Raw genomic sequence first — 24,245 nt, forward strand, 5'->3', positions numbered from 1 at the left:
GCGGCGAACCCTGTGCAGAATATTTACAAATTAAGATCACCGAGACTCGGGTTGTACCCAATACAATCGAAAACCAATGTTAAATGTGTGTAAAGCCTGCGTATTAACGCAATTTTTATTGACAGTACCATGTAAAAACCATATAATTAAAATGTATGCGAATCGTCAAGAAATAATGAAAATGATTGTGTAACAAAACGGGAGGAAGCATATGGGTTTTGATGTGCTGTCAATCGTGCAGATGATCGGCGGTCTTGCGCTGTTCATCTACGGTATGACGACAATGGGAAAGGGTTTGGAGCGCGCAGCTGGCTCTAAACTGGAGAAAACACTCGAAAAAATGACGGGCAATGTCGTTACGGCTCTGCTGATGGGCATGGTCGTTACCATGGTCATTCAATCTTCGTCCGCAACGACCGTTATGGTTGTCGGCTTTGTAAACGCCGGTATCATGACGCTCAAGCAGTCGGTCGGCGTTATCCTCGGTGCCAACATCGGTACCACGATTACCGCGCAGATCCTGCGTCTGTCTGGCGGCGAGGGCAGCGGCAACCTGTTCATGGATCTGCTCAAGCCAAAGAATCTGGCATATATCATCGTGCTGGTCGGCGTAATCATTATGATGATTGCAAAAAAGCGCCGTACCCGCGATATCGCGGATATCTTCACCGGTTTCGGTATTCTGTTCATCGGCATGTCGGTCATGGAGGGCGCAGTTGCACCGCTGGCTGATCTGCCGCAGTTCGCGGATCTGTTCGCTGCTATCTCCAATCCGGTGCTCGGCGTGCTGGTTGGCGCGGGCGTTACCGCGATCATCCAGTCGTCCTCCGCATCGGTTGGTATCCTGCAGGCGCTGTCTACCACGGGTGCGATCACCTATTCGGCTGCTATCCCGATCATCCTCGGTCAGAACATCGGTACCTGTATCACCGCATTCCTGTCCTCGGTGGGCGGCTCCAAGAATGCCCGCCGTACCGCGATGGTACACTTCTACTTCAACCTGATCGGCTCCATCCTGTTCCTGATCGGCATTTATGCGATTCAGTACACGGTTGGTTTCTCTTTCTGGGATAACGCAATCGACAAGGGCGGCATCGCAAACTTCCATACGCTGTTCAATCTCACCTGTACGGTGCTGTTCCTGCCGTTCACCGGTCTGCTGGTCAAGCTGGCAACGGCAAGCGTGCCTGCCGAGGAGACGCAGGAAGACCCTCTGGCAAAGCTGGAGCCTCGCTTCCTGACCACGCCGTCCCTGGCACTCGATCAGGCGCAGCGCTGCATTGCCGACATGGGCGACACTGCCAAGCAGAATTTCCATCTGGCAACCGACCCGCTGTTCGGCGGCGCGGCTGCAAACGAGGAGATCTTCCACGAGCACGAGGCCTTCCTCGACCGTGCAGAGGTTGAGATTGGCCGTTACCTGACCACCATCCACAACATCCGTTCGGTCGATCAGCGCCGCCAGATGGCCGAGATGATGCACTCGCTGTCTGATTTTGAGAAGATCGGCGACTATGCGCAGAACATCTTCGAGCGTGCCGACGAGTTCCGTGAGGCCGGTCTGTCCTTCTCGCCGAGTGCGATGCAGGAGCTGCATACCATGTGCGAAGCGGTTGCCGAGGTGCTCGACATGACCGTTGACGGCTATGACAATCAGGCTGTTTCGACCGCCCGTATGGTCGAGCCACTGGAAGAAGTTGTGGATACGATGAAGGAGCGTCTCAAGAGCCGCCACATCGAGCGTCTGGGCCGGAACGAGTGCACCATGCAGACCGGTATCCACTTCCTGGATATTGTGCATGACCTTGAGAAGATCAGCGACCACTGCTCGAATATCGCCATTTATACCATCCAGCTGGCCGAGGGCGCAGCCGAGTTTGATACGCACGCCTACGTCAAGCAGGCGTATAAGGAGACCCCGCAGTTCGCGGAGAAGCTCAAATTCTATCAGAATAAGTACCTCACCAAGATTGATGAAGTCGAGGCGATGGAGTAACACAAAAAGAGATTGGCTTTGCCAATCTCTTTTTTTATTGAGAATGGATAATGGAGAATTGAGAATTGTGGTATCGCGCCGTGCGCGATATAATAACGCGCGCAGCGCGTACTTCCACGCGGCGAGGATGGAACTCGCGCAGGGATAGCGTCATTTTCCATTCTCCATTCTCAATTTTCCATTACTTCACCGGTTAACTCAACTGCACATACTGAGTGGGATCTACCTTTTCATCATTGACCTGCACCTCAAAATGCAGATGCGGGCCGGTGGAGTTGCCGGTATTGCCGGAAAGCGCGATTTTATCGCCCTTGCTGACTACATCGCCGACCGACACGAGCAGCTGTGAATTATGCCCGTACAGCGTCTTGAAGCCGTTCCGGTGGTCGAGGATGATATAGCTGCCGTAGCCGTTGCCGGAGTCCTCTGCAACGATGACCTTGCCGTTATCCGCGGCATAGACCGGCGTGCCTTCGTCCACGGCGAGGTCTACGCCGCCGTGCAGGCGGCCCCAGCGGTACTTGAACGCCGAGGTGAACGTGTAGCTGGTCAGCGGCACGGCAAATTCTCCGGTGCCGATGCCAACATTGCGCGTGCCGACCTCGACAATTTCATCGGTGGCCTGCCGGAGCACGGTGCGCGCAAGGATGGTGCGCGTGCGCTCCTCGCCGTCCACGGTTTCAATCTCGGCGGTGACCTGCGCTGTGCCTGCACAGCCCTGCCGAACGGTCTCGCGGTAGGTCTGGTCCTGATTTTCGTTCTCCTGCGTCACGGTATCGAACGGAATCTGCTCGGTGTAGGTGACGGCGCGGGTCGCGGTCACGTCAAGGCATTGCGACAGGGTATCATACAGCGCGGAATCGGTCTCTGCAAGCGCGGCTGGCGCAACGGCCTTGTCCACGCGGACGGTCTGCAGGAAGTGTACGTTTTCGTCTGCCGCTGTCGTGTACGCGGCCTTGATCCGGTCGAGCGCGGCCTGCGCGCCGTCCGTATCGGCGGCAATGGCGGTCTGTTTGCCGTCCACCGAAATAATGGCAAGCGTGTCTAACTCGCCGCTGGCAGTAATGAGATTGCGCTCGAGTTCCTCCTGCGTCAGCAGGGGAGCGGCTGTCCGCACCGGCCTGGCCTGCAGGCGCAGCGGCAGGTAATAGTCCGTGCCGGAAACAGAGGATGCGCTGGATTCAACCGCGTTTACTGCGTTCAGCAGCGTTGCGCTATCCTCGATGACACCGAGCGGCTGACCGTCCGCAAGCAGCAGCGTGCCCGGCCGGGTCAGCAGCAGAGCGGGCAGCAGGAACAGCAGTCCGAATACGCTCAGCGCACAGACCGAACGGCGGCGGCCTGCCTGCCGCAGAACGCCGGCGAACCGGCTCCAGACCGGCAGGTCGTATACGCGGCAGATCGTGCGGTCGAGCAGCAGGATGAGCCGCAGAAGCAGGTAGAGCAGGCGTGAAATCACGCCCAAAACAAAAGATAACAGGTTTCGCATGATGGTAGTATGGCGGAATGATGTGCGCCATATTCACTCCTTTCAATGGTTACAATTTGGTAACAGCACCAAGAATACCCATTTCAGGGAGCGAAGTCATACGAAACCTGTCGCTAAGTTATAAAATTTTTACTTTTTGATGGGTGTGCCCGTAAAATCCGTGGGGAAAAAGCGCGGATCGAGCGGCTTCTGCTGATAATAGCGGTCGAGAGCGGCACGCTGCAGCGAGACTGCCAGCGGCACGGCGGCATCAAACAGATCGTAGAACGAATCCGTTCGCTCGCCGGTGCGGGATGTCCACGGACGGTGCTCCTGATTGGTGCAGTCCGCCGAGAGCGGCTCTGTCGGACGGATAAGCGAGGACGCAAAACCGGATTTGCCGATCAGGTGCTCGAACCGCTGCAGACGGCTGAGCGCAGAGGCACCCTGATGCGCGAGATGGTGCATGCGGCGCATATCGTTCATCGAGTGGTAGACGGCGGCAGGCGTGATGTGCACGCCGTACGTCTCTCGCAGGGCCTGCGCCAGAATTTTCGCCGCGAGAGGGGACTCGGGCGCATCCGGCTCCAGCTGACGGTACGCCTCGTACTCGGCGGGCGTGTCCGAGACAAAATCCGCGATCATCACACCGTCGATGTCGCTCTCGACTAAATGGCGGCGTGCCTCGGCAGAGTAGCCCGGCATGAACTGCGACAGCCTGTCCGCCTGTGCGGAAACAAACGAATAGGTTACGCGGCTGAGTGCATAGTGCGTGCAGAATCCGAATACATACGCGAGCGCAGCCGTGTTGTGCGACGCGACGGCGGCTTTGCACAGTGACTCGAACAGCGGCGCGGGCGGCTCGGTGCAGACGCGGTTCGCCAGTCTGCGCAGGGCGGATGGGAACGGCGCGTGATAGAGCGCCAGCGGGTCCGCTCCCTGCGAGCCCCATCGGTAGGCCGCCGGATAGGAGGACGCGATATGGGCGACCGAATCACTGGTTACGCGCTGTACGGTAGCCGCAAAAATATGGTAAGTGACATAAGAAGGCATGGCTCTTCACCTCTTGCAGACAAATTGGTATCTTTAGTATAGCGCAAAACATTGCAAAATTCCAGCGAAAGCGGTATACTATTTTTATGCAGAAAACGGGGAGCAGAAAATCCCCTTATAAAGTTGGAGGAATTACATTATGAAACTCGGCATCGTCGGACTGCCAAACGTCGGCAAGTCTACCTTGTTCAACGCAATTACGCAGGCGGGCGCGGAAAGCGCAAACTATCCGTTCTGCACCATCGACCCGAACGTCGGCATGGTTGCTGTACCGGATGAGCGTCTGCAGCCGCTGACCGATCTCTATCACGCAAAGAAGACCACGCCTGCGGTGGTCGAGTTCGTGGACATCGCCGGTCTGGTGCGCGGCGCAAGCAAGGGCGAGGGTCTGGGCAACAAGTTCCTGTCCCACATCCGCGAGGTTGACGCCATCGTTCACGTTGTCCGCTGCTTCGACAACGAGAACATCGTGCACGTTGAAGGCTCGGTCGATCCGGCCCGTGACATCGAGACCATCAACCTCGAGCTGATCCTTGCGGACATCGAGCACCTCGAGCGCCGTCTTGAGCGTACCCGCAAGGCTGCGAAGGCAGACAAGAAGCTGCTCCGTGATGTGGAAATCCTCGAGAACCTGAAGGCGCATCTGGAGGAGGGCAAGACCGCCCGCACCTTCGAGGGCTTTGGCGAGGACGAGGACATTGACCGCGTGATCGGCGAGAGCGACCTGCTGTCCGCGAAGAAGGTCATCTACGCGGCAAATATGGACGAGGAAGGCTTCACCGGCAACGATACCGAGAACGAGCGCCTCAAGGCGGTACAGGCCATCGCAGACGCAGAAGGCGCGATGGTTCTGCCGATCTGCGCAAAGCTGGAGGAGGATATCGCCGGCATGGACGCAGAGGAGAAGGAGATGTTCCTGTCCGAGCTCGGCCTGCATGAGTCCGGTCTGGACCGTCTGATCAAGGTCTGCTACGACCTGCTCGGCCTGATGAGCTACCTCACCGCCGGCGAGCAGGAGGTTCGCGCGTGGACCATCGAGAAGGGCACAAAGGCGCCGCAGGCTGCCGGCAAGATTCACACCGACTTCGAGCGCGGCTTCATTCGCGCTGAGGTTATCAACTATAAGGACCTCATCGAGCTTGGCTCGCTGGCTGCTGCCCGCGAAAAGGGTCTGGTTCGCTCCGAGGGCAAGGAGTATGTGATGCAGGACGGCGATGTTGTTCTGTTCCGTTTCAACGTCTGATTCAAACATTTTACGCAGACCACAGTCGTTTAGACTGTGGTTTTGCTTTGTAAAAGGAGAAATTTCGCTCCCTGAAGATAGCGTTTATCAGCAGATTTATTCATAGGTGCTGTCTGTTACAACGTGCCAACGGGTTGCGCGGCACTGTTATGCCGCGCTCTGCGGAGAGTAAACCACCTGTGTAGCAGTAATCTATCTGTGAACTGCGAATATTTCACGAAATGAACGGTAGAGTAACCCGACTGCCGTTCCCCTATAGTCTCAGCTCTGCAAATTTCGCCGTGCCCTCTTAGGAAAGTGGATGATTCACAAGAAGGAGGAAACCTCGGTGTCCTCCTTCTTGTGCCCTCGCCGGGCAGGCAAGATTCCGTTCGCTTCGCAAGCGATCGACCCCCATTTGGCGACCACACCAAAATAATCCCTTGTTTTTTGTGCAGCTTTGCTGTATAATGGAGATGTGTTTTATAATACGGAACGAAGGGAAGCGTTTTCATGGCGGAGCAATCGACCGTTCAATCGCTCGACCGCGCATTCGATTTGCTGGAAACTCTGTGCCGCAGCCGCAACGGCATGAGCATCGGCGGTCTGTCTGCGGAAACCGGCCTGCACAAAAGCACGGTTCACCGTCTGCTGACCAGCATGTGTGCGCGCGGCTATGTGCAGCGCGACGCGGAAACCAGCGTCTACCGCGCCGGTATGCGCCTGTGCGAGTTGAGCAGCTATATTGTGGATAATCTGGATATTGTTGAGAGAGCACGCGCGTCGCTTGAACGCCTCGAGCAGTGCACGGATGAGACGGTTCACCTTGTCATGCGCGACGACAAGGACATTGTGTACATCCACAAAGTGGATAACGGCTCGTCTGCCATCCGCATGTTCTCGCGCATCGGCATGCGCCTGCCGCTGTACTGTACGGGCGTCGGAAAGGCAATTCTTGCCACATGGGACACCGCAGAGGTGCGCGACGTGTGGCAGCACAGCGATGTGCATGCGTGGACCGAGCACACCATCGTCGATGAGGACGCGTTTTTCCGTGAGATCGACAAGGTGCGTCAGCTTGGTTATGCGCTCGACAATGAGGAGAACGAGCTTGGCGTACGCTGCATTGCGGCCGCCATTCCGGATTACCGCGGACGCGCGTCCTACGCGATTTCGCTGTCTGCGCCGGTCAGCCGCATGACTGACCAGCGCGTGGCAGAGCTGCGTGCGCCGCTCATGGCTGCGCGGGACGAAATCGCGCGCGCGCTCGGCGGCAGCCGCTTTTGAGGAGGGCAGAGCATGAACACACTTTCGGTTGTGCATGATGTGCTCCGGCGGCAGGTTCGGGAAGGCGATTTTTGTATTGATGCGACCGCGGGCAAGGGCAGAGACACAGCGCTGCTGTGCCGTCTGACAGGCGAAAACGGCCGTGTGCTGGCCTTTGATGTGCAGGAGGATGCCGTCCGGCAGACCCGCGAGCTGCTGGCGAAGGAGCACCTCAGCGCCGAGGTGTACCTCGACAGCCACGCTAACATGGCGCACTACGCCGAACCGGAGACGGTGGACTGCATCGTGTTCAATTTCGGCCGTCTGCCCGGCGGAGACCCGACAAAATTCACCACCGCAGAAACTTCACTGCCTGCTGTTGATGCGGGACTGAAGCTGCTCAAAAAAGGCGGATTGATGGCGCTTGCGCTCTATTACGGCAAGGAAAACGGCTATGAGGAGCGCGACGCGATTCTGGCTCACTTGCGGGAACTCGACGACCGAACCTATACCGTGCTCGGCTGTGAATGGATGAACCGCAAAAATGATCCGCCGCTGCCGATTTTCATCTGGAAGGAGTAACGAATTATGCCTTGGTGCCCGAAATGCGGCGCGGAATACGTCGAGAATGTTCGTAAATGCAAGGATTGCGACGTGAGGCTGCTCGACCATAAGCCGACACCGGACGAAATGCTTCCTCCGGACCCGAAGCTGACAGGTTGGCGGCGGTTTGTCACAAGAGAACGATTCCTGCGCGTGCTGAAAACGCTGATCGCCATTCTGCTGGCGCTGGCGGCAGTTTATTCACTGCAGGGACTTTTGTAAGATCAGCAGTTGGTAATTATTGTATAGGATGACATTCTGCAGGGGCGGCCGGTGGCTGCCCTTCTTTGTTTTTGTAAAATAAAATGGAGAACGGATGACATCAGTTCACGTCATTTTCCATTCTCCATATATACAAAAAGCCGGATAAGGAACAGGTATCTCAACCTGTCACCTTATCCGGCTTGTCATTTCTGATGAATGACTTGCCCTCCGTATTTTAACAATAGGGAACGGCTGTCAAGCCTTGTTGCGCAGGGCGCGGTGCATGATTTTGCCGGTCGCGGTGTGCGGCAGGGAATCAACGATGTTGTAGATGCGCGGCCACTTGTACGAGGACAGCACGGGACTGTTCGTGCAGTACTCCTTCAGCTCCTCAACGGTGAGGGAGGGATCGCTCGGCACAACATATGCCGCAACGACTTCGCCGCGCAGCTTGTCCGGCGCACCGATAACGGCGCTCTCTGCGACCTTGGGATGGTCGTTCAGCACGGCCTCGATCTGCGGCGGATAGATGTTCTCGCCGGCGGAAACGATCATATCGTCCTTGCGGCCGCGCACGGTGACGAACTCGTTCTCGTCCCATGTGCCGACATCGCCGGTGTACAGAAAGCCCTTGTAGAACTTCTGTTCGGTCATTTCCGGGTTATTATAGTAACAAAATGCGCTCTTTGCCGGAGAGGAAATGATAATCTCGCCCTCGGCCACGTTGTCGTGCGGGACCAGATCGTCCGGCTCGGAATGGGAGCCGTCCTCGCGCAGCTTTACGATGCGGACCTCGTCATCCGTACACGAGCGGCCGGCCGAGCCTGCGTTATCCGGCAGGTCGAACGGGCGCAGAAATGTGTTCCAGAAGGATTCCGTCGTGCCGTAGCCGTTGAAAATGTTCGGCGTGAGCAGCTTCATGTACTTCTCGCATGCGCTCTTTTCAAACGGCGCGCCCATGGTGACAATGCCGCGCAGCGCGGACAGGTCGTGCGGGGTGCGCTCCTGCGTGCGGGCGAGCATGGCAATGATGGTCGGTACACCGATCAGGAACGAAATGTTGTACTTCGCGGCATATTCCAGGCAGCGCTTCGGTGCAAAATCGCGCAGAATGACAACTTCACCGCCCGCATAGAGGGTCGGGCACGGGCCGCCGGAGTGGATGCCGCCGCGGTGGAACCACGGGGTCATGTTCATCGTGCGGTCGGTCGGACCGAGAGGGAAGTGCATCATAACGTCATGCGCGGAAAGCACCTCGTTGATATTGTTGATCGGCACGCCCTTCGGACGGTTGGTTGTGCCGGAAGTGTACAGACGGGTGGTCTCGTCGTAGATGTGCGGGTCGAAGTCGATCGGCGGGTCGTTCTCCGGCTGATCGGCAACGTAATCCGCATAGCGCACCTGACCGGCAGGTACGGCATCATCCGCGCCGACAACGATCTTGATAGCAGGCTTGCTCTCGCACAGGTCGAGCGCACCGCCGGACAGCTCGCCGAACTCGGCGTCGTAGATGAAAGCTTTGGGCGTGCTGTCATCAATGACGAGTGCAATCTCGCCTGCGCCCTGCCGGTAGTTGACCGGACACGCGACCGCACCAATCTTGTGCGCCGCCAGATAGCAGAAAACAAACTCCGGCGAATTGAGCAGGGTGAACATGACAACATCGTTCTTGCCGACGCCGTCCGCGCGCAGCGCATGCGCCAGACGGTTGGCTTCGGCGTTCAGTTCGCGGTAGGTCCAGCGGCGGCCGGAATGCGGGTCAAAGAGTGCCGGTCGGCTGCCGAAACGCGAAACATTGCGCAGGAAACCGTTCAGATAGGTGAAACGGGTTTCAAATGTGTCGCGGAACATGGAAATATCATAGGTGTATTCGTGACTCAAGGGATCACCTCTTAATAATTTGTATGGGGAATTAGCAATTCATAATTACCTCAGGGGATGGTTGTATGTAGAGTTAAAAACTACTTAACGAATATTATAATACCATACAATCACGAAATTGCAAGAAGAAAAATCTTACAGGGACACAGGCTGCATGCCGATGTCCCTGTTATATTTATTTGCAATAGGATAAAAATTCGCAATTTTAAGGATACATAATCACTAACTGCGTATTCTTGATAGGAATTATTTTTCGTATTTGGCAACAATCAGGCTGGAATTCTGTCCGCCGAAGCCGAGCGAATTGCTCATTGCAGCGTTGATTTCCGCCTTGCGCGCGGTATTCGGCACATAATCCAGATCGCATTCCGGATCGGGCTTTGCCAGGTGCAGGGTAGGCGGAAGAACGCCTTCCTCGATGGCCTTGATGCAGGCGATGGCTTCGGTCAGGCCGCCGGCGCCCATGAGGTGGCCGGTCGCGGACTTGGTGGAGCTCATCGGCGGTGCGCTTTCGCGGCCGCCGAACACGGCCTTGACCGCCAGTGTTTCGGCCTTGTCGCCGAGCGGCGTGGACGTGCCGTGCGCGTTGATATAGCCAATGTCGGATGGCTGCATGCCGGCCCTCTTGAGCGCCAGCTTCATGCAGCGGGAAGCGCCTTCGCCGTCCGGGCAGGGCGCGGTAACGTGGTGTGCATCCGAGGTATTCGCGTAACCGGCGAGTACGGCGTGGATTTTTGCGCCGCGGGCGAGTGCATGCTCCTCGGTCTCGATCAGGAGAGCGCCGCCGCCTTCACCGATAACGAAGCCGTCGCGGTCAAGGTCGAACGGGCGGCACGCCTGCTCGGGGTCGTCGTTTCGGCGGGAAAGCGCCTTGGCCTGCGACAGACCGGAAACCACGATCGGGCACAGAATGCTTTCGCCGCCGACTGCCAGAACCGCGTCTGCCTCGCCGGAGCGGAGCAGCATCGCTGCGGTCATGATGGCGTCGCCGCCTGCCGAGCATGCCGTATTGAGTGTCAGGCTCGGGCCGTGAATGCCGTGAGCAATCGAGATCTGGGCGGCAGCGATGTTGCCGATGGTCATCGGCACAAAGCGAGGGCCGACGCGCTTGCCTGTGTCGAACGCAGCCTGCGTCTGTGCAACGGTGGTAACGCCGTCCATTGCAGTGCCCATGACGATGCCGATACGGTCGCTTTCGCTCTCGATGGACAGCTCACTGTTCTTGAGAGCCTCCTCGGCCGCCACAAAGGCAAACTGCATGAACGGGTCCATCGTGCGGGCCAGCGTTTTCGGCATGTAGGCAGCGGGATCGAAGTCCTTCAGCTCTGCCGCGATCTGCACGGGCAGTTCGGATGCATCAAAGCGGGTAATTTTTCCTACACCGCATTGTCCCTCCACCAGTGCGGACCAGTATGCGTCCACACCAATACCGATCGGCGTAACAGCGCCCATACCGGTGATGACCAATTTCTGTTCTTTCATGCTTGTTCCCCTACTTACTGAAATTTATGCGAAGGCCTGTCCGATAGTGATCAGGCAAATATATAATATGCGCTACTTAATAGCATTATAGCAGAAATGCACGGAAAAGAAAAGACACTTTACACAGTAAAGTGTTCAAATTTGTTTTGCACAGTGCCCTAGATTGATGCAGTATTTGCACAAAAAAGGAGACGGTCAGGGACCATCTCCTTGCAAATGCGTTATTTCTCTTTGGGCCGGATGTCGATGGACGGGTTGTAGGCATAGTAGTTCTTGGCATCCAGATTATCCTGCACAACGCGCAGCGCGTCTCCGAACCGCTGGAAATGCACGACTTCTCGTTCTCGCAGGAATTTGAGCGGCTCGCGAACATCCGGGTCGTCGATCAGGCGGAGAAGGTTGTCGTAGGTTGTTCTGGCTTTTTGCTCTGGTACGATGGGATAAGAACAACTTTTAGGGGAGATTTGTACAAGCTGTTTCGGGCTGCGATGTGACAAGAACAACAAAATTTCCGTAAAATGACAAAAATAAAGCAGGACAAGCTGTTTCCTAAAATACAAACCATATTACGCCAAAAACTGGTAAAGCGAAAGCCGTTCTCAAAGAAGGACGGCTTTTTCATTGCTCGAAAAAGGAGAAGATTATGCTTACTCAATATAGAATCTATTGTCTGCTTGCCAGACCGCCGCCGTTCAGCGTACAGATAGTATGACAATTCATGTAATAGCAGGAGGGATACTCATGTACTACAACACCTGTCCGCACTGCGGGGCACACTTGGACCCGGACGAGCACTGCGACTGCCTTGCCCGTGTACGCGGCAAGAAAATCCGCACCGGCAACTGCCGTATCCACGGCATGATGGGCCGCACGAGGTATGCGCGTGACCGCACTTAAACTCGGCAGTCTGTTCGATGGAATCGGCGTGTTTCCATTGGCGGCGGTACACTGCGGCATGGAACCTGTGTGGGCGAGCGAGATCGAAGCACGCCCGATCTCCATCACCAAACGGCATTTCCCGGATATGCTGCACCTGGGTGACATTACAAAGATCAGCGGCGCAGAGATACCGCCGGTCGATGTGATTACGTTCGGCTCGCCCTGTCAGGACTTGTCGCAGATTGGCACGAGAAACGGTTTTGCGGGCAAGAAATCCAGCCTGTTTTATCAGGCGATGCGAATTATCGAGGAGATGAGATATGCAACCAATGGTCGGTATCCAGCTTTCTGTATTTGGGAAAACGTTGCGGGAGCGTTTTCTTCAAATGACAGGATGGATTTTGCAGCCATGCTCAGTGCGTTCACAGGTGCCGAGGTTTCAGTGCCTCCTCGTGGATGGGCACACGCCGGAATGGTGCGAGGGGGATGCGCTGATACCGCTTGGCGACTGCTGGACGCCCAGTATTGGGGAGAACCCGCCCTCGCACAGCGGCGCAAGCGCGTGTTCGTCGTGGCGGATTTTGCAGGCCAGCGTGCCGGAGAAGTATTATTTAAGCCCCGGACTATGTTCCCGTTTTCTTCGATTGGCGGTACGGGCGGGCTGCCCGCCACCCAAAGAGGTGGAGTACCTGCTGCTCAAACAGGGCGGCAGGTACCCATTGTCAGACCGTTTTCCCTCCGGCGGATGCGAACTATGGCACAGGTCGGAGATCAGAAAGGGTTCTGCGCCAGCTTTGGACGAGGAGGAGAACCGTTCCCAACTCTGCTTGCGAGTGTAACGGCGCCGTTTTCGTTTTGGTACGAGGGTGAGGAACAAGACGGATTCCTGCGTGTGCTGACACCGCTGGAATGTGAGCGGTTGATGGGTCTGCCTGAAAACTGGACAAAGTACGGCTGCAAGAATGAAGAAATCAGCGATCATGCCCGTTATCGAGCACTCGGCAACTCGATTGCCCTGCCGTGTGCAGAATATGTGATGGCAGGTATCGCGGAAGTAATGAATTAAAATTTGGAGGTAATTTTATGGAACTGAAATTTGTTATCCCTAACATGGCGAAGTCGCTCGGCAATTTGGAATTTGGCGGTCCGGCCGAGGTAAAGCGCGGCGACACCCGCCGCAACGGCACCCAGACCAAGGTGCTGTACCGCCGCTACAAGCTGTTCAGCGATGTGCAGCGTGCGGATGATATTGAGGTCGTGATCGACGGTGCGGCAGGCCAGAAGCAGTTCGCGTACATGGAGCCGGTCAAGCTCAAGAACCCGTCGGTGACGGCTGAGGGCTATGTTATCAACGGTCGCGCGTTCGTGGACTACATTCTGCACGCGGAAGATATGGAAAAGGCGTAAACAGGAAAGGACGGTATAAATTATGAGATTCAGCAATGGTTTTTTCGGTGAAAATGAAGCAACGCTCGGCACGCTGCGTTTTTCGGCAATGCGCCGCGAGGTGTTCGAGGAAAACGCAGACGGCACGCCGTCCGAGGTGGTCAAGGAGCGCACCTACGATCTGAAAAGCGACAAGCAGGGGCGCATGATTCAGGTCAGTATTCCGGCAACCGTTCCGGTGCGCGATTTTGCGTACAACGCGGAAGTGAAGTTGGTCAACCCGATGTTCGGTGCGATCGCCCATGTGACGTTCGGCAACAGCGCCGAGGTGGACTGGTACATCAAGGCGGACGATCTGGTGCTCAAAACGCCCGCACAGAACAGCCAGCCGCACAAGGATGTTCCGGCAGATAAGAAATCGTAATGCACAGGCTGTGTAGAAATCGCGGCAGGCGAATTCGTCCGAACGATAAAGATTTGGTGTTCCGAACGGTGTTTTTCCTGCTGTTCGCGGTGTTTGCCGTGACATTTGTACTGCTGAATATCCGCACAGACTGGCGCAGTCCGTCCGTGGCTTACCTGCTGTTCAGCGCGGCCATGGGTGTAAAAGTGTGTACCGTGACGGCGTGGCTGCTGTACCGCCGGTTTCCGGACAAGCTGAATGAAATGCGCCATTGGCAAAAGCTGGCGCGCATGGTACTGGAAAACCAGTGGTATGAGCAGAGCGACACCAAACAGTCCGAGGGATTTTTTAAGGACCTGCCCGCAAGTTCAAAACCGAAGATCGTCCGTTTTCCGCGATTGTATTACCGCATGGAAAACGGGCTTTTGCATATCACGGCGGAGATTACGCTCGGAAAGTTTCAAGAACCGCTGCTGCACTTGGAAAACAAGCTGGAAAGCGGCCTGTATTGTGAACTTATCAGCAGGGAACTGCTGGACGGATTTGTGGAGTACACGCTGCTGTATGATATGATCGCAAACCGTATTCCAATCTCTGAGGTTCGCGTGGAGAATGGCAAAATGCGGCTTATGCAGAACACCTATTGGGAGTTTGACAGCCTGCCGCATATGCTGATTGCGGGCGGTACAGGCGGCGGTAAAACGTACTTTATCCTGACACTGATTCGGGCTTTGCTGCAAACTAATGCGGTTTTGTACATTCTTGACCCGAAAAATGCGGATTTAGCGGATTTGTCGTCTGTCCTGCCAAACGTGCACAGCCGCAAAGAGGAGATCGTGCAGTGTATCACGGATTTCTGTTCTGCTATGCACGAACGCAGTGCGGATATGAAGCGCATGGAAAATTATAAAACCGGCGAAAACTATGCATATCTCGGACTTTCACCGCATTTTCTCGTGTTTGACGAGTACGTTGCGTTCATGGAAATGCTGACAAGCAGGGAGCGCGAAGATGTGCTCAACAAGCTGCGGCAGATTGTCATGCTGGGACGGCAGGCGGGATTCTTCCTGATTCTCGCTTGTCAGCGCCCGGATGCTAAATATCTCGGTGACGGTATCCGCGACCAGTTTAATTTCCGTGTCGCACTTGGCAGAATGTCCGAACTCGGATACAGTATGATGTTCGGCGAAACGAAAAAGGAGTTCTTTTTCAAGAATATCAAGGGCAGAGGTTATGCAGATACCGGAAAGGGGGTGATTACGGAGTTTTATACTCCGATCGTGCCGAAAGGGTACGACTTTTTACAGGAGATTGGGAGGTGCGCAAAATAATTATGTAGCAACAATGTAGCTACATAATTGACGCATAGAATACGATGTGTTATACTAAATTTGAAAAGGAGGTCTGCAAGATGGATAATGTTATTTCTTCTGCAAAAACAGATATGTTCCGTATTCGCATGAATCCTGAAATTCGTGAAGAATTGGAGCAGATTTATGCAAAAACGGGGTTGACACTCACGGACGCAATCAATGTGTTTTTTCAGCAGTCATTAAATGCAGGCGGTTTCCCCTTTGCAGTGACAGGAGATAATGCGGAAATTGTTAAGGCAAAGGCCCTGGCACGGTTGGTGAAAGAACTGAAAAAGGGCGATGATTGCACCGAAAGCTATTCTGCCGAGCAGGCCCGGGCTATGTTGGGTATTGCTGAATGAGAATTAAATTTAAGAAAACTGCTGTTGAAGATATGCGGGCAACGAAACGATATATTAGGGAGCAGCTTAACAATCCGTCAGCAGCAGCAAAATTAACTCGTCGGGTGTATGACGCGATTATGCTGTTAGAGGATAATCCGTTTATGGGCACAGAATTGTGCAGTCGCTATGCGGTAGATACGGACATTCGGTTTTTAGTAGTAGCAAAGCAGATTGTGTTCTATCGTGTTGTGGGCAACGAATATGTAGAAGTTACCCGTGTACTTGATGGGCGTCAGGATTATATGGCGCTGCTTTTTTGAAATTAAATATGTACACGCAAAACGCGCAGAGGAAAGAACTCTGCGCGTTTTTCTATGCCCTTGCGCCGTCCGTGCGGCGGCGTGCAGCGCGAAAGCCGACGGCACGGAACGGTGCAGCGGGCGCGGCGTCAGCCGCGCCCGAACGTCGGAACCCCCTTTCTCTAACAGGGGGGTACAAATCGGACAAGATAGGCGAACTACGCAAAACTTTGAACAAAATCAATCAGAAACGGAGGTAAAATTGCAAAACAGGACTTGGATAACGGACTTTCGGGCAAAACGGATGCAAATTGGCGTATCCGAACAGGAACTGGCTCTGGAAGCCGGACTGACACCGGAATATTACCGCCGGTTGGAGCAGGAAAACCAATCCGTGCCGCAAAAGGTACGCAAGCGGCTGAAAGACGCGCTCATTCGTCTGCATCCTGAGCCGCTGACACTGCTGTTCGACTATGTGCGTATCCGTTTTCCAACAATGGATGTGAAGCACGTCATTGAAGATGTTCTTCGACTGAAAATGAAATATCTGGTGCAGGAGCCGCGTGGAATGTACGGCTACACGAGCACTTACCGGATTGGTGACGTGATGGTGCTGACCTCACCGCTGGAAGAAATGGGCGTGCTGCTCGAACTGCGCGGCAAAGGCTGTCGGCAGTTTGAAGCGTATCTGGACGGACAAAAGCGGACTTGGTACGAATTTTTCCGCAAGTGCATGAAAGAAAAGGCGGTGTTCAAACGGGTAGACCTCGCGGTGAATGACTTGGTGGGTATGCTGGACATTCCGCTTCTCATCAGCAAATGCCGCAAGGAGGAATGCGTTTCGGTGTTCCGCAGTTTTCGGGCGTTTCGCTCGGGCGGGCTGGGAAGTCGGCAGGAGCAGGACAGCGCCCACATGGGCGCAACGCTGTACATCGGCTCGATGCAGTCCGATTTGTACTTTTGCCTTTACGAGAAAGCGTATGAGCAGCTTGTGAAAAACGGTACGCCGCTCGAACAAGCGGACATTCAGAACCGCTTTGAAATCCGGCTGAAAAATGAGCGGGCGGACAACGCCGTGTATGATCTTGTGTCGAACGAGAATCCGGAACAGACGGCGTTCGGCATTATCAACCGCTATGTGCGTTTTGTGGATAAGGAAAGCGGCAAACCGCGTGAGGAATGGCCGCTGAACCCGATGTGGGAAACCTTTATAGGCAAGCACCGGAACACACTTAAACTGACGACTGCGCCTGAGCCGTATACGCTGGAACGGACGCTGAATTGGTTTTCTCATCAGGTTGCGCCGACGGCGAAAATGCTCATGCTGATTGATGAAAAGTGTGGAACGTCCCATGTACAAGACATTTTAGACAATACGGAACTGCGGGACAAGCACCGGAAAATCATTCAGCAGAAGATGAGAACGGTTAATGAAATGATTCAGATGGAGGATAACTAATGAATTTTGGCGTAAATCTGTATAACTGGCTGTTGTCGAACGCCCAGCCGCTGGTGCTGGTGGTTATCGTGGTGATTGGCTTGTATCTCGGCTTTAAGCGTGAGTTTACCAAACTGATTGGCTTTCTTGAGGTGGCCATGCTGTCGGTTGGTCTGGTGTTCAACGCGGCAGGTGTTAAGGATGTTCTGCTGAATCTGTTCAATCAGATTCTTGGAGCGTAAGGCTGGCTAAAAAGTCAGCCTTTTCTTATGGAATGAGGTGAAATTATGGAAGAAATGCGCGTTTATATTGCCAATCTTGGCAAATACAACGAGGGCGAACTTGTTGGCGCGTGGTTTGAACCTCCTATTGATTTTGATGAGGTCAAGGAGCGTATCGGTCTGAACGATCAGTACGAGGAATATGCCATCCACGATTTTGAATTACCGTTCGAGATCGAGGAGTATACACCCATCGAGGAGATCAACCGCTTGTGTGAAATGGTGGAGGACCTGCCGGACTACATTCGGGATAACATGGGTTCGCTGCTCAGTTATTACAGCGGTGTGGAGGATTTCTGCGAGCACGCGGACGATATTATCCTGTGGAGTGGTTGTGACACAACAGCCGATGTGGCGGAGCAGATGCTGGACGAAGGGCTGATCTCGGATGAAACCCTGCGTCGGTATTTTGACAGTGTGCAGTACGGGCGCGACCTCTCGATGGAGGGGGATTTCGTGGAAACCAAAGACGGCGTATTTGAACTGATTCGATAAAAGGAGGGCCGCTGCGAGAATGGTGAGGGGGTGAAGCACGGCTGTGTGTAACTGCCGACAGGGAGTTATACATCAACCGTGCAGGGGGAGAGGAAAGACGCCTGCGGCTGGAACTCGTTCCTCGCCCCCTGACTCTCTATATCATGTAGAAAAAGTGAAAAGGAGCTGCAATTTGAAAAAACTAAGAAGTTACAGCAGTGTATGGAAAGTAGAACAGGTAATATACTCGTTCGGTGACGCAAAACTGCCGACACCTGTCACCGTGACCCAGTTGCTTTGGCTGGCGGTAAGCGGTGTGCTAGTGTTCGCGTTCCGTAAAGTGCCGCCGCTGGTGCTTATTCATAACCCACTGATTTTGTGCTGTATTCCGTTCGGTGTGACGTGGTTTATGAGCAAAAAGACCTTTGACGGCAAGAAACCGTACAGTTTCATGCGCTCGGTGATTGCCTATGCGCTGCGCTCGAAAGTCACCTTTACTGGAAAGCCTGTCCGGCTGAAAAAGCACCGCGAGAACGCGGATATTACCGTAGTGAGGAGTGAGATTATCCGTGCCGTATCCGATTAAATATATCGAAAATAACCTTGTGTGGAACATTGAGGGCGAGTGCTTCGCGTACTATGAACTGATTCCGTTCAACTACTCGTTCCTGTCGCTGGAACAGAAAGACGCAGTACATGACGCTTTCCGACAACTTATCGCGCAGAATCGTGACGGCAAGATTCACGCTTTGCAGATTAGCACAGAAAGCAGTATCCGCGCCGCACAGGAGCGTTCCAAGAAAAGCGTGACCGGACGGCTGAAAGAGATCGCTTGCGCTGAGATTGACGAGCAGACGGAAAATCTCGTTGCTTCGCTCGGTGATACACAGGTCGATTACCGCTTTTTTCTCGGCTTTAAGCTGGTCGTGACGGATAAAGAACTCTCTGTCAAGGAAATGGGAAAGACCGCAAAGAACCTGCTGCATGACGCGGCAAATGCTATTGGTCATTCGTTCATGGGTGATTTTGTTTCCATGCCAAATGATGAAATTCGTCGGTATATTCGCATGGAAAAGTTGATGGAAAATAAGCTGTCGCGTCGTTTTAAGGTGCGTCGGCTAAATAAGAATGATTTCGGCTATCTGTTGGAGCATATCTACGGCAGGACCGGCACGGCCTATGAAGATTTTGAGTTTACGCTGCCGCTCAAAAAGCGTAAGCGTGATACGCTGGTTAAGCGGTACGATCTTATCAAGCCTGCCCGCTGTCTGATTGAGGAAAAACAGCGGTATTTGCACATGAAATCCGAGGATTCGGAAAGCTACGTCGCGTACTTTACGATTTCCGATGTGGTCGGTGAACTGGATTTCCCATCCAGTGAGATTTTTTACTATCAGGAACAGCAGTTTGATTTTGCCATTGATACCAGCATGAATGTTGAGATTATCACAAACAAAGCTGCTTTGCATACGGTTCGCAACAAGAAAAAGGAGCTGAAAGACCTCGGTAACCATGCGTGGGAAAACAACTCGGAAACCACTAATCAGGTGGCGGAAGCCCTGGACAGCGTGGATGAGCTGGAAAGTGTCCTTGACCAGAGCAAGGAAAGTATGTACAAGCTGTCTTATGTCGTTCGTGTTACCGCGCCCGATGTGGAAGAACTCAAACGCCGCTGTAACCAAGTGCGCGATTTCTACGATGATGCAAGCATTAAGCTGGTGCGGCCTATCGGTGATATGATGGGGCTGCATAACGAGTTTATCCCGTCCAGTAAGCGGTATATGAACGACTATGTGCAGTATGTCACCAGCGATTTTCTCGCCGGACTGGGCTTCGGTGCAACGCAAATGCTCGGTGAGCGTGACGGTATCTATCTCGGCTACAATGTCGATACAGACCAGAATGTGTATGTGCAGCCTGCAAGAGCGGCACAGGGCGTTAAGGGTCCTGTTACCAATGCGCTGTCCGGTGCGTTCCTCGGCTCTCTGGGCGGCGGTAAATCGCTGTCGTTCAACCTGCTTACTTACTACGCTGTTCTGAACGGCGCACAGGCTCTTATCCTTGACCCGAAATCTGAACGCGGTCTTTGGAAAGAGAAGCTGCCGGAGATCGCGGACGAGATCAACATTGTAAATCTGACCTCGGACGAGGAAAACAAGGGTATGCTTGACCCGTATATCATCATGCGGAAAACTAAGGATGCAGAAAGCCTTGCGCTGGATGTGCTCACTTTCCTTACGGGCATTTCCTCGCGTGACGGCAAGCTGTTTCCTGTCCTGCGACGGGCGGTTCGTGCCGTGACCAACAGCGAAATGCGCGGACTGCTCCGTGTCATTGATGCGCTGCGGGACGATGGCTCGGAAAACGCGCTTGCGATTGCCGATCATATCGAATCCTTTACGGACTATGACTTTGCTCACCTGTTGTTCTCAAATGGCAAGGTGCAGCAGACTATCAGCCTTGAAAAGCAGCTTAACATCATTCAAGTTGCCGATCTGGTTCTGCCGGACAAGGACACCGCACCTGCGGACTATACCACCATCGAAATGCTGTCGATCTCTATGCTGATCGTCATTTCTACCTTTGCACTGGATTTCATTCATTCAGACCGCAGTATCTTCAAGATGGTTGGACTTGATGAAGCATGGGCGTTCCTCAATGTGGCACAGGGCAAAACGCTGGCAAACAAGCTGGTTCGTGCCGGTCGTTCGATGAACGCTGCCGTTTACTTTGTCACTCAGAATGCCGGTGATGTGGCAGACGAGAATATCAAGAACAACATCGGCATGAAGTTTGCGTTCCGCTCTACGGATATGAACGAGATCAAGAAAACGCTTGAATTTTTTGGTCTGGATTCTGAGGACGAAAATAACCAGAAACGGCTTCGCAATCTGGAAAACGGTCAGTGCCTTTTCCAAGATCTGTACGGTCGTGTCGGCGTGATCAAGTTCCATGTCATGTTCGATTATCTGTTCCATGCGTTTGATACTCGCCCGCCGGTTACAGGGAATGAGGTGTAACGTGTGACAAATACTTCAAAAGTTCAGAAAATTGCCATTACAGCCTTTATCGCGGTTGTGATGGCTTTTCTTTTCCTCAATTTGTTCACCGTGCAGGCGTACGCCGCTGGACTGCTGGACGAAACCATTGATACGGCGCACGAGTTCAGCCGTTATCCGATTGATAACTACCAGCTTGATTTTTATGTTGATTCCTCGTGGGATTGGCTGCCGTGGAACTGGCTGGATGGTATCGGAAAAACGGCGCAGTACGCAATTTACCTGTTTACGAACTTCTTGTGGACGCTGAATTTGTACATTTCAAATGCAGTTGGTTATCTGATTCAGCAGGCGTATGACCTCGACTTCATCAGCAGTGCCGCAAGTACGATCGGCAAAAATATTCAGTTGATTGCGGGTGTGTCGGCCAGCGGATTTGACAGCACGGGCCTGTTTCCCGGTATGATGGCGATTGTCACGCTACTGGTCGGCGTGTACTGCACCTATGTTGGACTGGTCAAACGTGAAACGACAAAAGCGTTTCATGCGGCACTGAACTTTGTGGTCGTGTTCGTGGTGTCAGTTGGACTGATTGCCTACGCACCATCTGCAATTACCGGTGTAAACGAGTTTTCGAGCGACATCAGCAACGGCATTGTCGATGTGAGCGCGAAAATCCTTGCGCCGGACACGGCAGGTGAGCACACCGGCGTTTCTGCGATTCGGGACTGTTTATTCGGTATCCAAGTCAAGCAGCCGTGGCTTATCATGCAGTTTGGCGATTCGGATGTGGAGAATATCGGAGAAGAACGGGTAAACAGCCTGCTCGGCACTTCGCCGGACGAGAATCGCGGCAAAGACAGGGAAGAAGTCGTGAAATCGGAACTGGAAGATTACGATAATGGCAATCTGACCGTAACCGAGGTGACAAGCCGGTTCGGCCTGTCAGTGTTCTTCCTGATTTTTAACCTGATTGTGTCGGCGTTTGCGATTATGCTGACAGGCAGTATGCTGTTGTCGCAGATTTTGTTCATCATCAGTGCAATGTTCCTGCCGATTAGCTTGCTAATCAGCATGATTCCGGCGTTCTCCGGCACGAGCAGACGAGCAGTCATCTCACTATTTAACACAATCATGCTGAGAGTGGGAACAACACTGCTGACCACGTTTGTGCTGGTGCTGTCCTCGCTGGCGTACACGATTGCGAACGGAAAACCGTTTGTGGTGGTCGTGCTGCTGCAGGTGATCGTGTTCGCGGGCGTGTATATGGAGCGCGACAAACTGCTCGGCATGATTGGTCTGCGTGATGAGGGCACGGGGCGTGTCGGTCGAGCCATGACAAACCGGCCGCGCCGGACGATTTCGAGGGCGGTTCGCAAGGCACTGCCATTTGCGGCAGGAGTCGGAGTGGGAAAGCGTTCTGCACAGCGCCGTGCCGCGCAAAGAACCCAGAGGACGGCTTCGACCTCTGCTAACCGTGAAAGTGCAAGCCGTGAAACCGTTCAGCCGGAAAAGAAGAATCTCGGTCAGAGAGTAGGCGAAACGGCAGGCAAGATTGCAGATACGCCATCTCGTGTGCGGGATAAGGCAGTGGAAACCGTGCAAAAGGTTAAGGACGTACCGACCAATGCAGAGTACGCGGTTCACAGCAATATTGAATCTGCACGGAAAAGTGTACGGGAAACCATGCAGAAACGTCGAGAAGCGCGTGCTGCACAGATGGAATCTCGTAGAACTACCACTGCAAGTCGCCGGGAGCAGTTATCTCAGCGAAAAAGAGAACGCAATGAGGGTAATACGGAGAAGTCCAGAACAGAAAGCACTCGTGTTGCACCAAAGGAGCGCCCAACTGTCCCCAAACAGCAGAAAACTGAACCGGAAAAGCCGTCTGCACCGCAGAATCGACCTCGGTCGGAACGGATTGAACCGACACCCAGACAGCGGGAAGATCGTCCGACGGTCAAGGATAAGCCGCAGACTACGGTTGCAGACCGCAAGCCGGACCGTCCGGCAGAACGTCCGATGGTGCCGGACAAGCCGAAAACACGATATACAATGCCAAAAGGACTGGACGAAGAAACCTTTGGTGCGGAGTTCAAACAGCGGAAAACCGGAAAAATCACGCGCAAACAGCGGCGCTCCGAAAGCCGAGGTGAGCGAAAATGATGAAAAAGGCGGCAATGGCAGGTGCCCTGGGCTTCGGACTGCTGATTGCTTTACTTCTGTCGATGTTTCTGATTATTGCTTCGGATGATGAGAGCGGCGGAAGCGGTTCGGGTTTGTACATCGGCGTGAATCTCTCCGCGGAAGTGCTCGCGCATCAACCCATGGTTGAGAAGTACGCACGCCAGAACGGTATCAGCGATTATGTTTATGTCCTGCTTGCCATCATTCAGGTGGAAAGCGAGGGCAAATTGGAGGACGTTATGCAGTCCTCGGAATCTGCCGGATTGCCGGTGAATACGCTCGGCACAGAGGACAGTATCAAGCAGGGCTGCAAGTATTTCTCGGAACTGGTCGCAAAGGCGGACAAGCTCGGTTGTGATATGGACGCCATCATTCAAGCGTACAATTACGGCAGTGGCTTTCTGGATTTCGTTGCACGAAACGGCAAACGGTACACCTTTGAACTGGCACAGGAGTTTTCCCGACAGCACTCCGGCGGCGTGAAGGTCACCTATAAAAACGAGATTTCCACGCCGATCAACGGCGGCTGGCGGTATAACTACGGCAATATGTTCTATGTCAAGCTGGTAAAGCAGTTTTTGACGCAGAGGGGCGGTGATGCGCTGGGAAGTGATGTACAAAACCGTATCGTAGAGATTGCACGGAATTCTGGCAGTTACGGCATACCGGCAACGAGCGGCTTGTGCGAAACATGGGTAGAAGCCGTTTACCGCAAGGCTGGTGTGTCGATCAACAACATCTGCTGTGCGGGTAAGAACCGCTCTCTCTATGCGGTGAGCAAGTCTAGCGCCGATATTCCTCTCGGCGCGATGGTTTACAATGACCCGGCGGTTTATCCTTCCAGAACGACAGACAGCTATTGCGGCTTGAACGCCGGTCATGTCGGCATTTACATTGGCAAGGGCCAGATCGCGTCCAACATCGGCGGCGTGGCTTTCGATACCATTGAAAGCTGGACGGCCTACTATGGTTTCGGCGGCTGGGGCTGGGGCGGCGCTGTGGTTGCACAAAAATAAGACAAAGGAGAA

At 54.0% G+C, this 24,245-nt stretch carries 24 protein-coding genes; 19 read left to right on the top strand and 5 right to left on the bottom strand.

What is annotated here, in order from left to right; genetic code table 11:
• Positions 1-211: 211 nt before the first annotated feature.
• Positions 212-1,996, top strand: a complete 1,785-nt coding sequence (locus tag C7386_RS02920; protein ID WP_116704814.1) for a Na/Pi cotransporter family protein — start codon at positions 212-214, stop codon at positions 1,994-1,996.
• 193 nt (positions 1,997-2,189) lie between these two features.
• On the opposite strand, the gene C7386_RS02925 is transcribed toward C7386_RS02920, so the two are convergent.
• Together C7386_RS02925 and C7386_RS02930 are read right to left on the bottom strand one after the other, a co-directional pair.
• Positions 2,190-3,485: a M23 family metallopeptidase gene (locus C7386_RS02925; protein ID WP_116704815.1), complete on the bottom strand. Its 1,296-nt coding sequence runs from the start codon at positions 3,483-3,485 to the stop codon at positions 2,190-2,192.
• Between the two features lie 129 nt (positions 3,486-3,614).
• Complete coding sequence (locus tag C7386_RS02930) at positions 3,615-4,517, bottom strand: hypothetical protein (protein ID WP_116704816.1); 903 nt, start codon at positions 4,515-4,517, stop codon at positions 3,615-3,617.
• A 139-nt stretch (positions 4,518-4,656) separates the two neighbouring features.
• Here C7386_RS02930 and ychF point away from each other — a divergent pair, with 139 nt between their 5' ends.
• The 4 genes from ychF to C7386_RS02950 all read left to right on the top strand — a co-directional run bounded on the left by ychF (position 4,657) and on the right by C7386_RS02950 (position 7,830).
• Positions 4,657-5,760: a redox-regulated ATPase YchF gene (ychF, locus tag C7386_RS02935; protein WP_116704817.1), complete on the top strand. Its 1,104-nt coding sequence runs from the start codon at positions 4,657-4,659 to the stop codon at positions 5,758-5,760.
• A 492-nt stretch (positions 5,761-6,252) separates the two neighbouring features.
• Entirely contained in the window at positions 6,253-7,026 is a 774-nt protein-coding gene (locus tag C7386_RS02940; RefSeq protein ID WP_116704818.1) for an IclR family transcriptional regulator, read from the top strand.
• A 12-nt stretch (positions 7,027-7,038) separates the two neighbouring features.
• Positions 7,039-7,587: a tRNA 5-(aminomethyl)-2-thiouridylate-methyltransferase MnmM gene (gene mnmM / locus C7386_RS02945; protein WP_110437274.1), complete on the top strand. Its 549-nt coding sequence runs from the start codon at positions 7,039-7,041 to the stop codon at positions 7,585-7,587.
• Positions 7,588-7,593: 6 nt separating this feature from the next.
• The gene (locus C7386_RS02950) at positions 7,594-7,830 is read left to right on the top strand and encodes a hypothetical protein (protein ID WP_110437273.1); all 237 of its coding nucleotides are present in this window, start codon (positions 7,594-7,596) and stop codon (positions 7,828-7,830) included.
• Between the two features lie 237 nt (positions 7,831-8,067).
• On the opposite strand, the gene C7386_RS02955 is transcribed toward C7386_RS02950, so the two are convergent.
• From C7386_RS02955 to C7386_RS02965, 3 genes are all read right to left on the bottom strand, one after another.
• Positions 8,068-9,693, bottom strand: coding sequence for a class I adenylate-forming enzyme family protein (locus tag C7386_RS02955; RefSeq protein ID WP_207655836.1), 1,626 nt, complete (start codon positions 9,691-9,693; stop codon positions 8,068-8,070).
• Positions 9,694-9,939: 246 nt separating this feature from the next.
• Positions 9,940-11,175: a beta-ketoacyl-ACP synthase II gene (fabF, locus tag C7386_RS02960; protein WP_110437272.1), complete on the bottom strand. Its 1,236-nt coding sequence runs from the start codon at positions 11,173-11,175 to the stop codon at positions 9,940-9,942.
• 221 nt (positions 11,176-11,396) lie between these two features.
• Positions 11,397-11,672 (bottom strand): manganese catalase family protein, encoded by a 276-nt coding sequence (locus tag C7386_RS02965; protein ID WP_367575337.1) that lies wholly within the window; start codon positions 11,670-11,672, stop codon positions 11,397-11,399.
• Positions 11,673-11,916: 244 nt separating this feature from the next.
• Between C7386_RS02965 and C7386_RS13365 the strand changes: the two genes are divergently transcribed.
• From C7386_RS13365 to C7386_RS03030, 14 genes are all read left to right on the top strand, one after another.
• Positions 11,917-12,072 carry a hypothetical protein gene (locus C7386_RS13365; RefSeq protein WP_165815443.1) on the top strand — a complete coding sequence of 52 codons (156 nt, stop codon included), beginning with the start codon at positions 11,917-11,919 and terminating at the stop codon, positions 12,070-12,072.
• The gene (locus tag C7386_RS02970) at positions 12,059-13,120 is read left to right on the top strand and encodes a DNA cytosine methyltransferase (protein ID WP_116704819.1); all 1,062 of its coding nucleotides are present in this window, start codon (positions 12,059-12,061) and stop codon (positions 13,118-13,120) included. The genes C7386_RS13365 and C7386_RS02970 overlap by 14 nt, the downstream gene beginning before the upstream one ends.
• 17 nt (positions 13,121-13,137) lie before the next feature.
• Positions 13,138-13,461 (top strand): YdcP family protein, encoded by a 324-nt coding sequence (locus C7386_RS02975; protein WP_116704820.1) that lies wholly within the window; start codon positions 13,138-13,140, stop codon positions 13,459-13,461.
• A gap of 22 nt (positions 13,462-13,483) precedes the next feature.
• A complete protein-coding gene (locus C7386_RS02980) occupies positions 13,484-13,864 on the top strand; it encodes a YdcP family protein (RefSeq protein ID WP_116704821.1) in 381 nt (126 codons plus the stop codon).
• Positions 13,864-15,174 carry an FtsK/SpoIIIE domain-containing protein gene (locus tag C7386_RS02985; RefSeq protein WP_116704822.1) on the top strand — a complete coding sequence of 437 codons (1,311 nt, stop codon included), beginning with the start codon at positions 13,864-13,866 and terminating at the stop codon, positions 15,172-15,174. The genes C7386_RS02980 and C7386_RS02985 overlap by 1 nt, the downstream gene beginning before the upstream one ends.
• Positions 15,175-15,254: 80 nt before the next feature.
• The gene (locus C7386_RS02990; RefSeq protein ID WP_110437267.1) at positions 15,255-15,557 is read left to right on the top strand and encodes a type II toxin-antitoxin system RelB/DinJ family antitoxin; all 303 of its coding nucleotides are present in this window, start codon (positions 15,255-15,257) and stop codon (positions 15,555-15,557) included.
• Positions 15,554-15,859: a type II toxin-antitoxin system RelE/ParE family toxin gene (locus tag C7386_RS02995; protein WP_116704823.1), complete on the top strand. Its 306-nt coding sequence runs from the start codon at positions 15,554-15,556 to the stop codon at positions 15,857-15,859. The genes C7386_RS02990 and C7386_RS02995 overlap by 4 nt, the downstream gene beginning before the upstream one ends.
• Before the next feature lie 283 nt (positions 15,860-16,142).
• Positions 16,143-17,297 (top strand): replication initiation factor domain-containing protein, encoded by a 1,155-nt coding sequence (locus C7386_RS03000; RefSeq protein ID WP_318261173.1) that lies wholly within the window; start codon positions 16,143-16,145, stop codon positions 17,295-17,297.
• Positions 17,297-17,518, top strand: a complete 222-nt coding sequence (locus C7386_RS03005; RefSeq protein WP_116704825.1) for a hypothetical protein — start codon at positions 17,297-17,299, stop codon at positions 17,516-17,518. The genes C7386_RS03000 and C7386_RS03005 overlap by 1 nt, the downstream gene beginning before the upstream one ends.
• Positions 17,519-17,560: 42 nt before the next feature.
• Complete coding sequence (locus C7386_RS03010; RefSeq protein WP_437124093.1) at positions 17,561-18,052, top strand: antirestriction protein ArdA; 492 nt, start codon at positions 17,561-17,563, stop codon at positions 18,050-18,052.
• Positions 18,053-18,206: 154 nt separating this feature from the next.
• Positions 18,207-18,617, top strand: a complete 411-nt coding sequence (locus C7386_RS03015) for a conjugal transfer protein (RefSeq protein ID WP_437124091.1) — start codon at positions 18,207-18,209, stop codon at positions 18,615-18,617.
• Positions 18,601-21,051, top strand: a complete 2,451-nt coding sequence (tcpF, locus tag C7386_RS03020; RefSeq protein ID WP_116704827.1) for a conjugal transfer ATPase TcpF — start codon at positions 18,601-18,603, stop codon at positions 21,049-21,051. Before C7386_RS03015 ends, tcpF begins: the two co-directional genes overlap by 17 nt.
• 3 nt (positions 21,052-21,054) lie before the next feature.
• On the top strand, positions 21,055-23,196 hold the full coding sequence (locus tag C7386_RS03025) for a CD3337/EF1877 family mobilome membrane protein (protein ID WP_116704828.1): 2,142 nt from the start codon (positions 21,055-21,057) through the stop codon (positions 23,194-23,196).
• Positions 23,193-24,233, top strand: a complete 1,041-nt coding sequence (locus C7386_RS03030) for a lysozyme family protein (RefSeq protein WP_207655838.1) — start codon at positions 23,193-23,195, stop codon at positions 24,231-24,233. The genes C7386_RS03025 and C7386_RS03030 overlap by 4 nt, the downstream gene beginning before the upstream one ends.
• Positions 24,234-24,245 lie beyond the last annotated feature (12 nt).

The organism is Agathobaculum butyriciproducens, from assembly GCA_003096535.1.
In the GTDB taxonomy this organism is placed as follows: Bacteria; Bacillota; Clostridia; order Oscillospirales; family Butyricicoccaceae; genus Agathobaculum; species Agathobaculum butyriciproducens.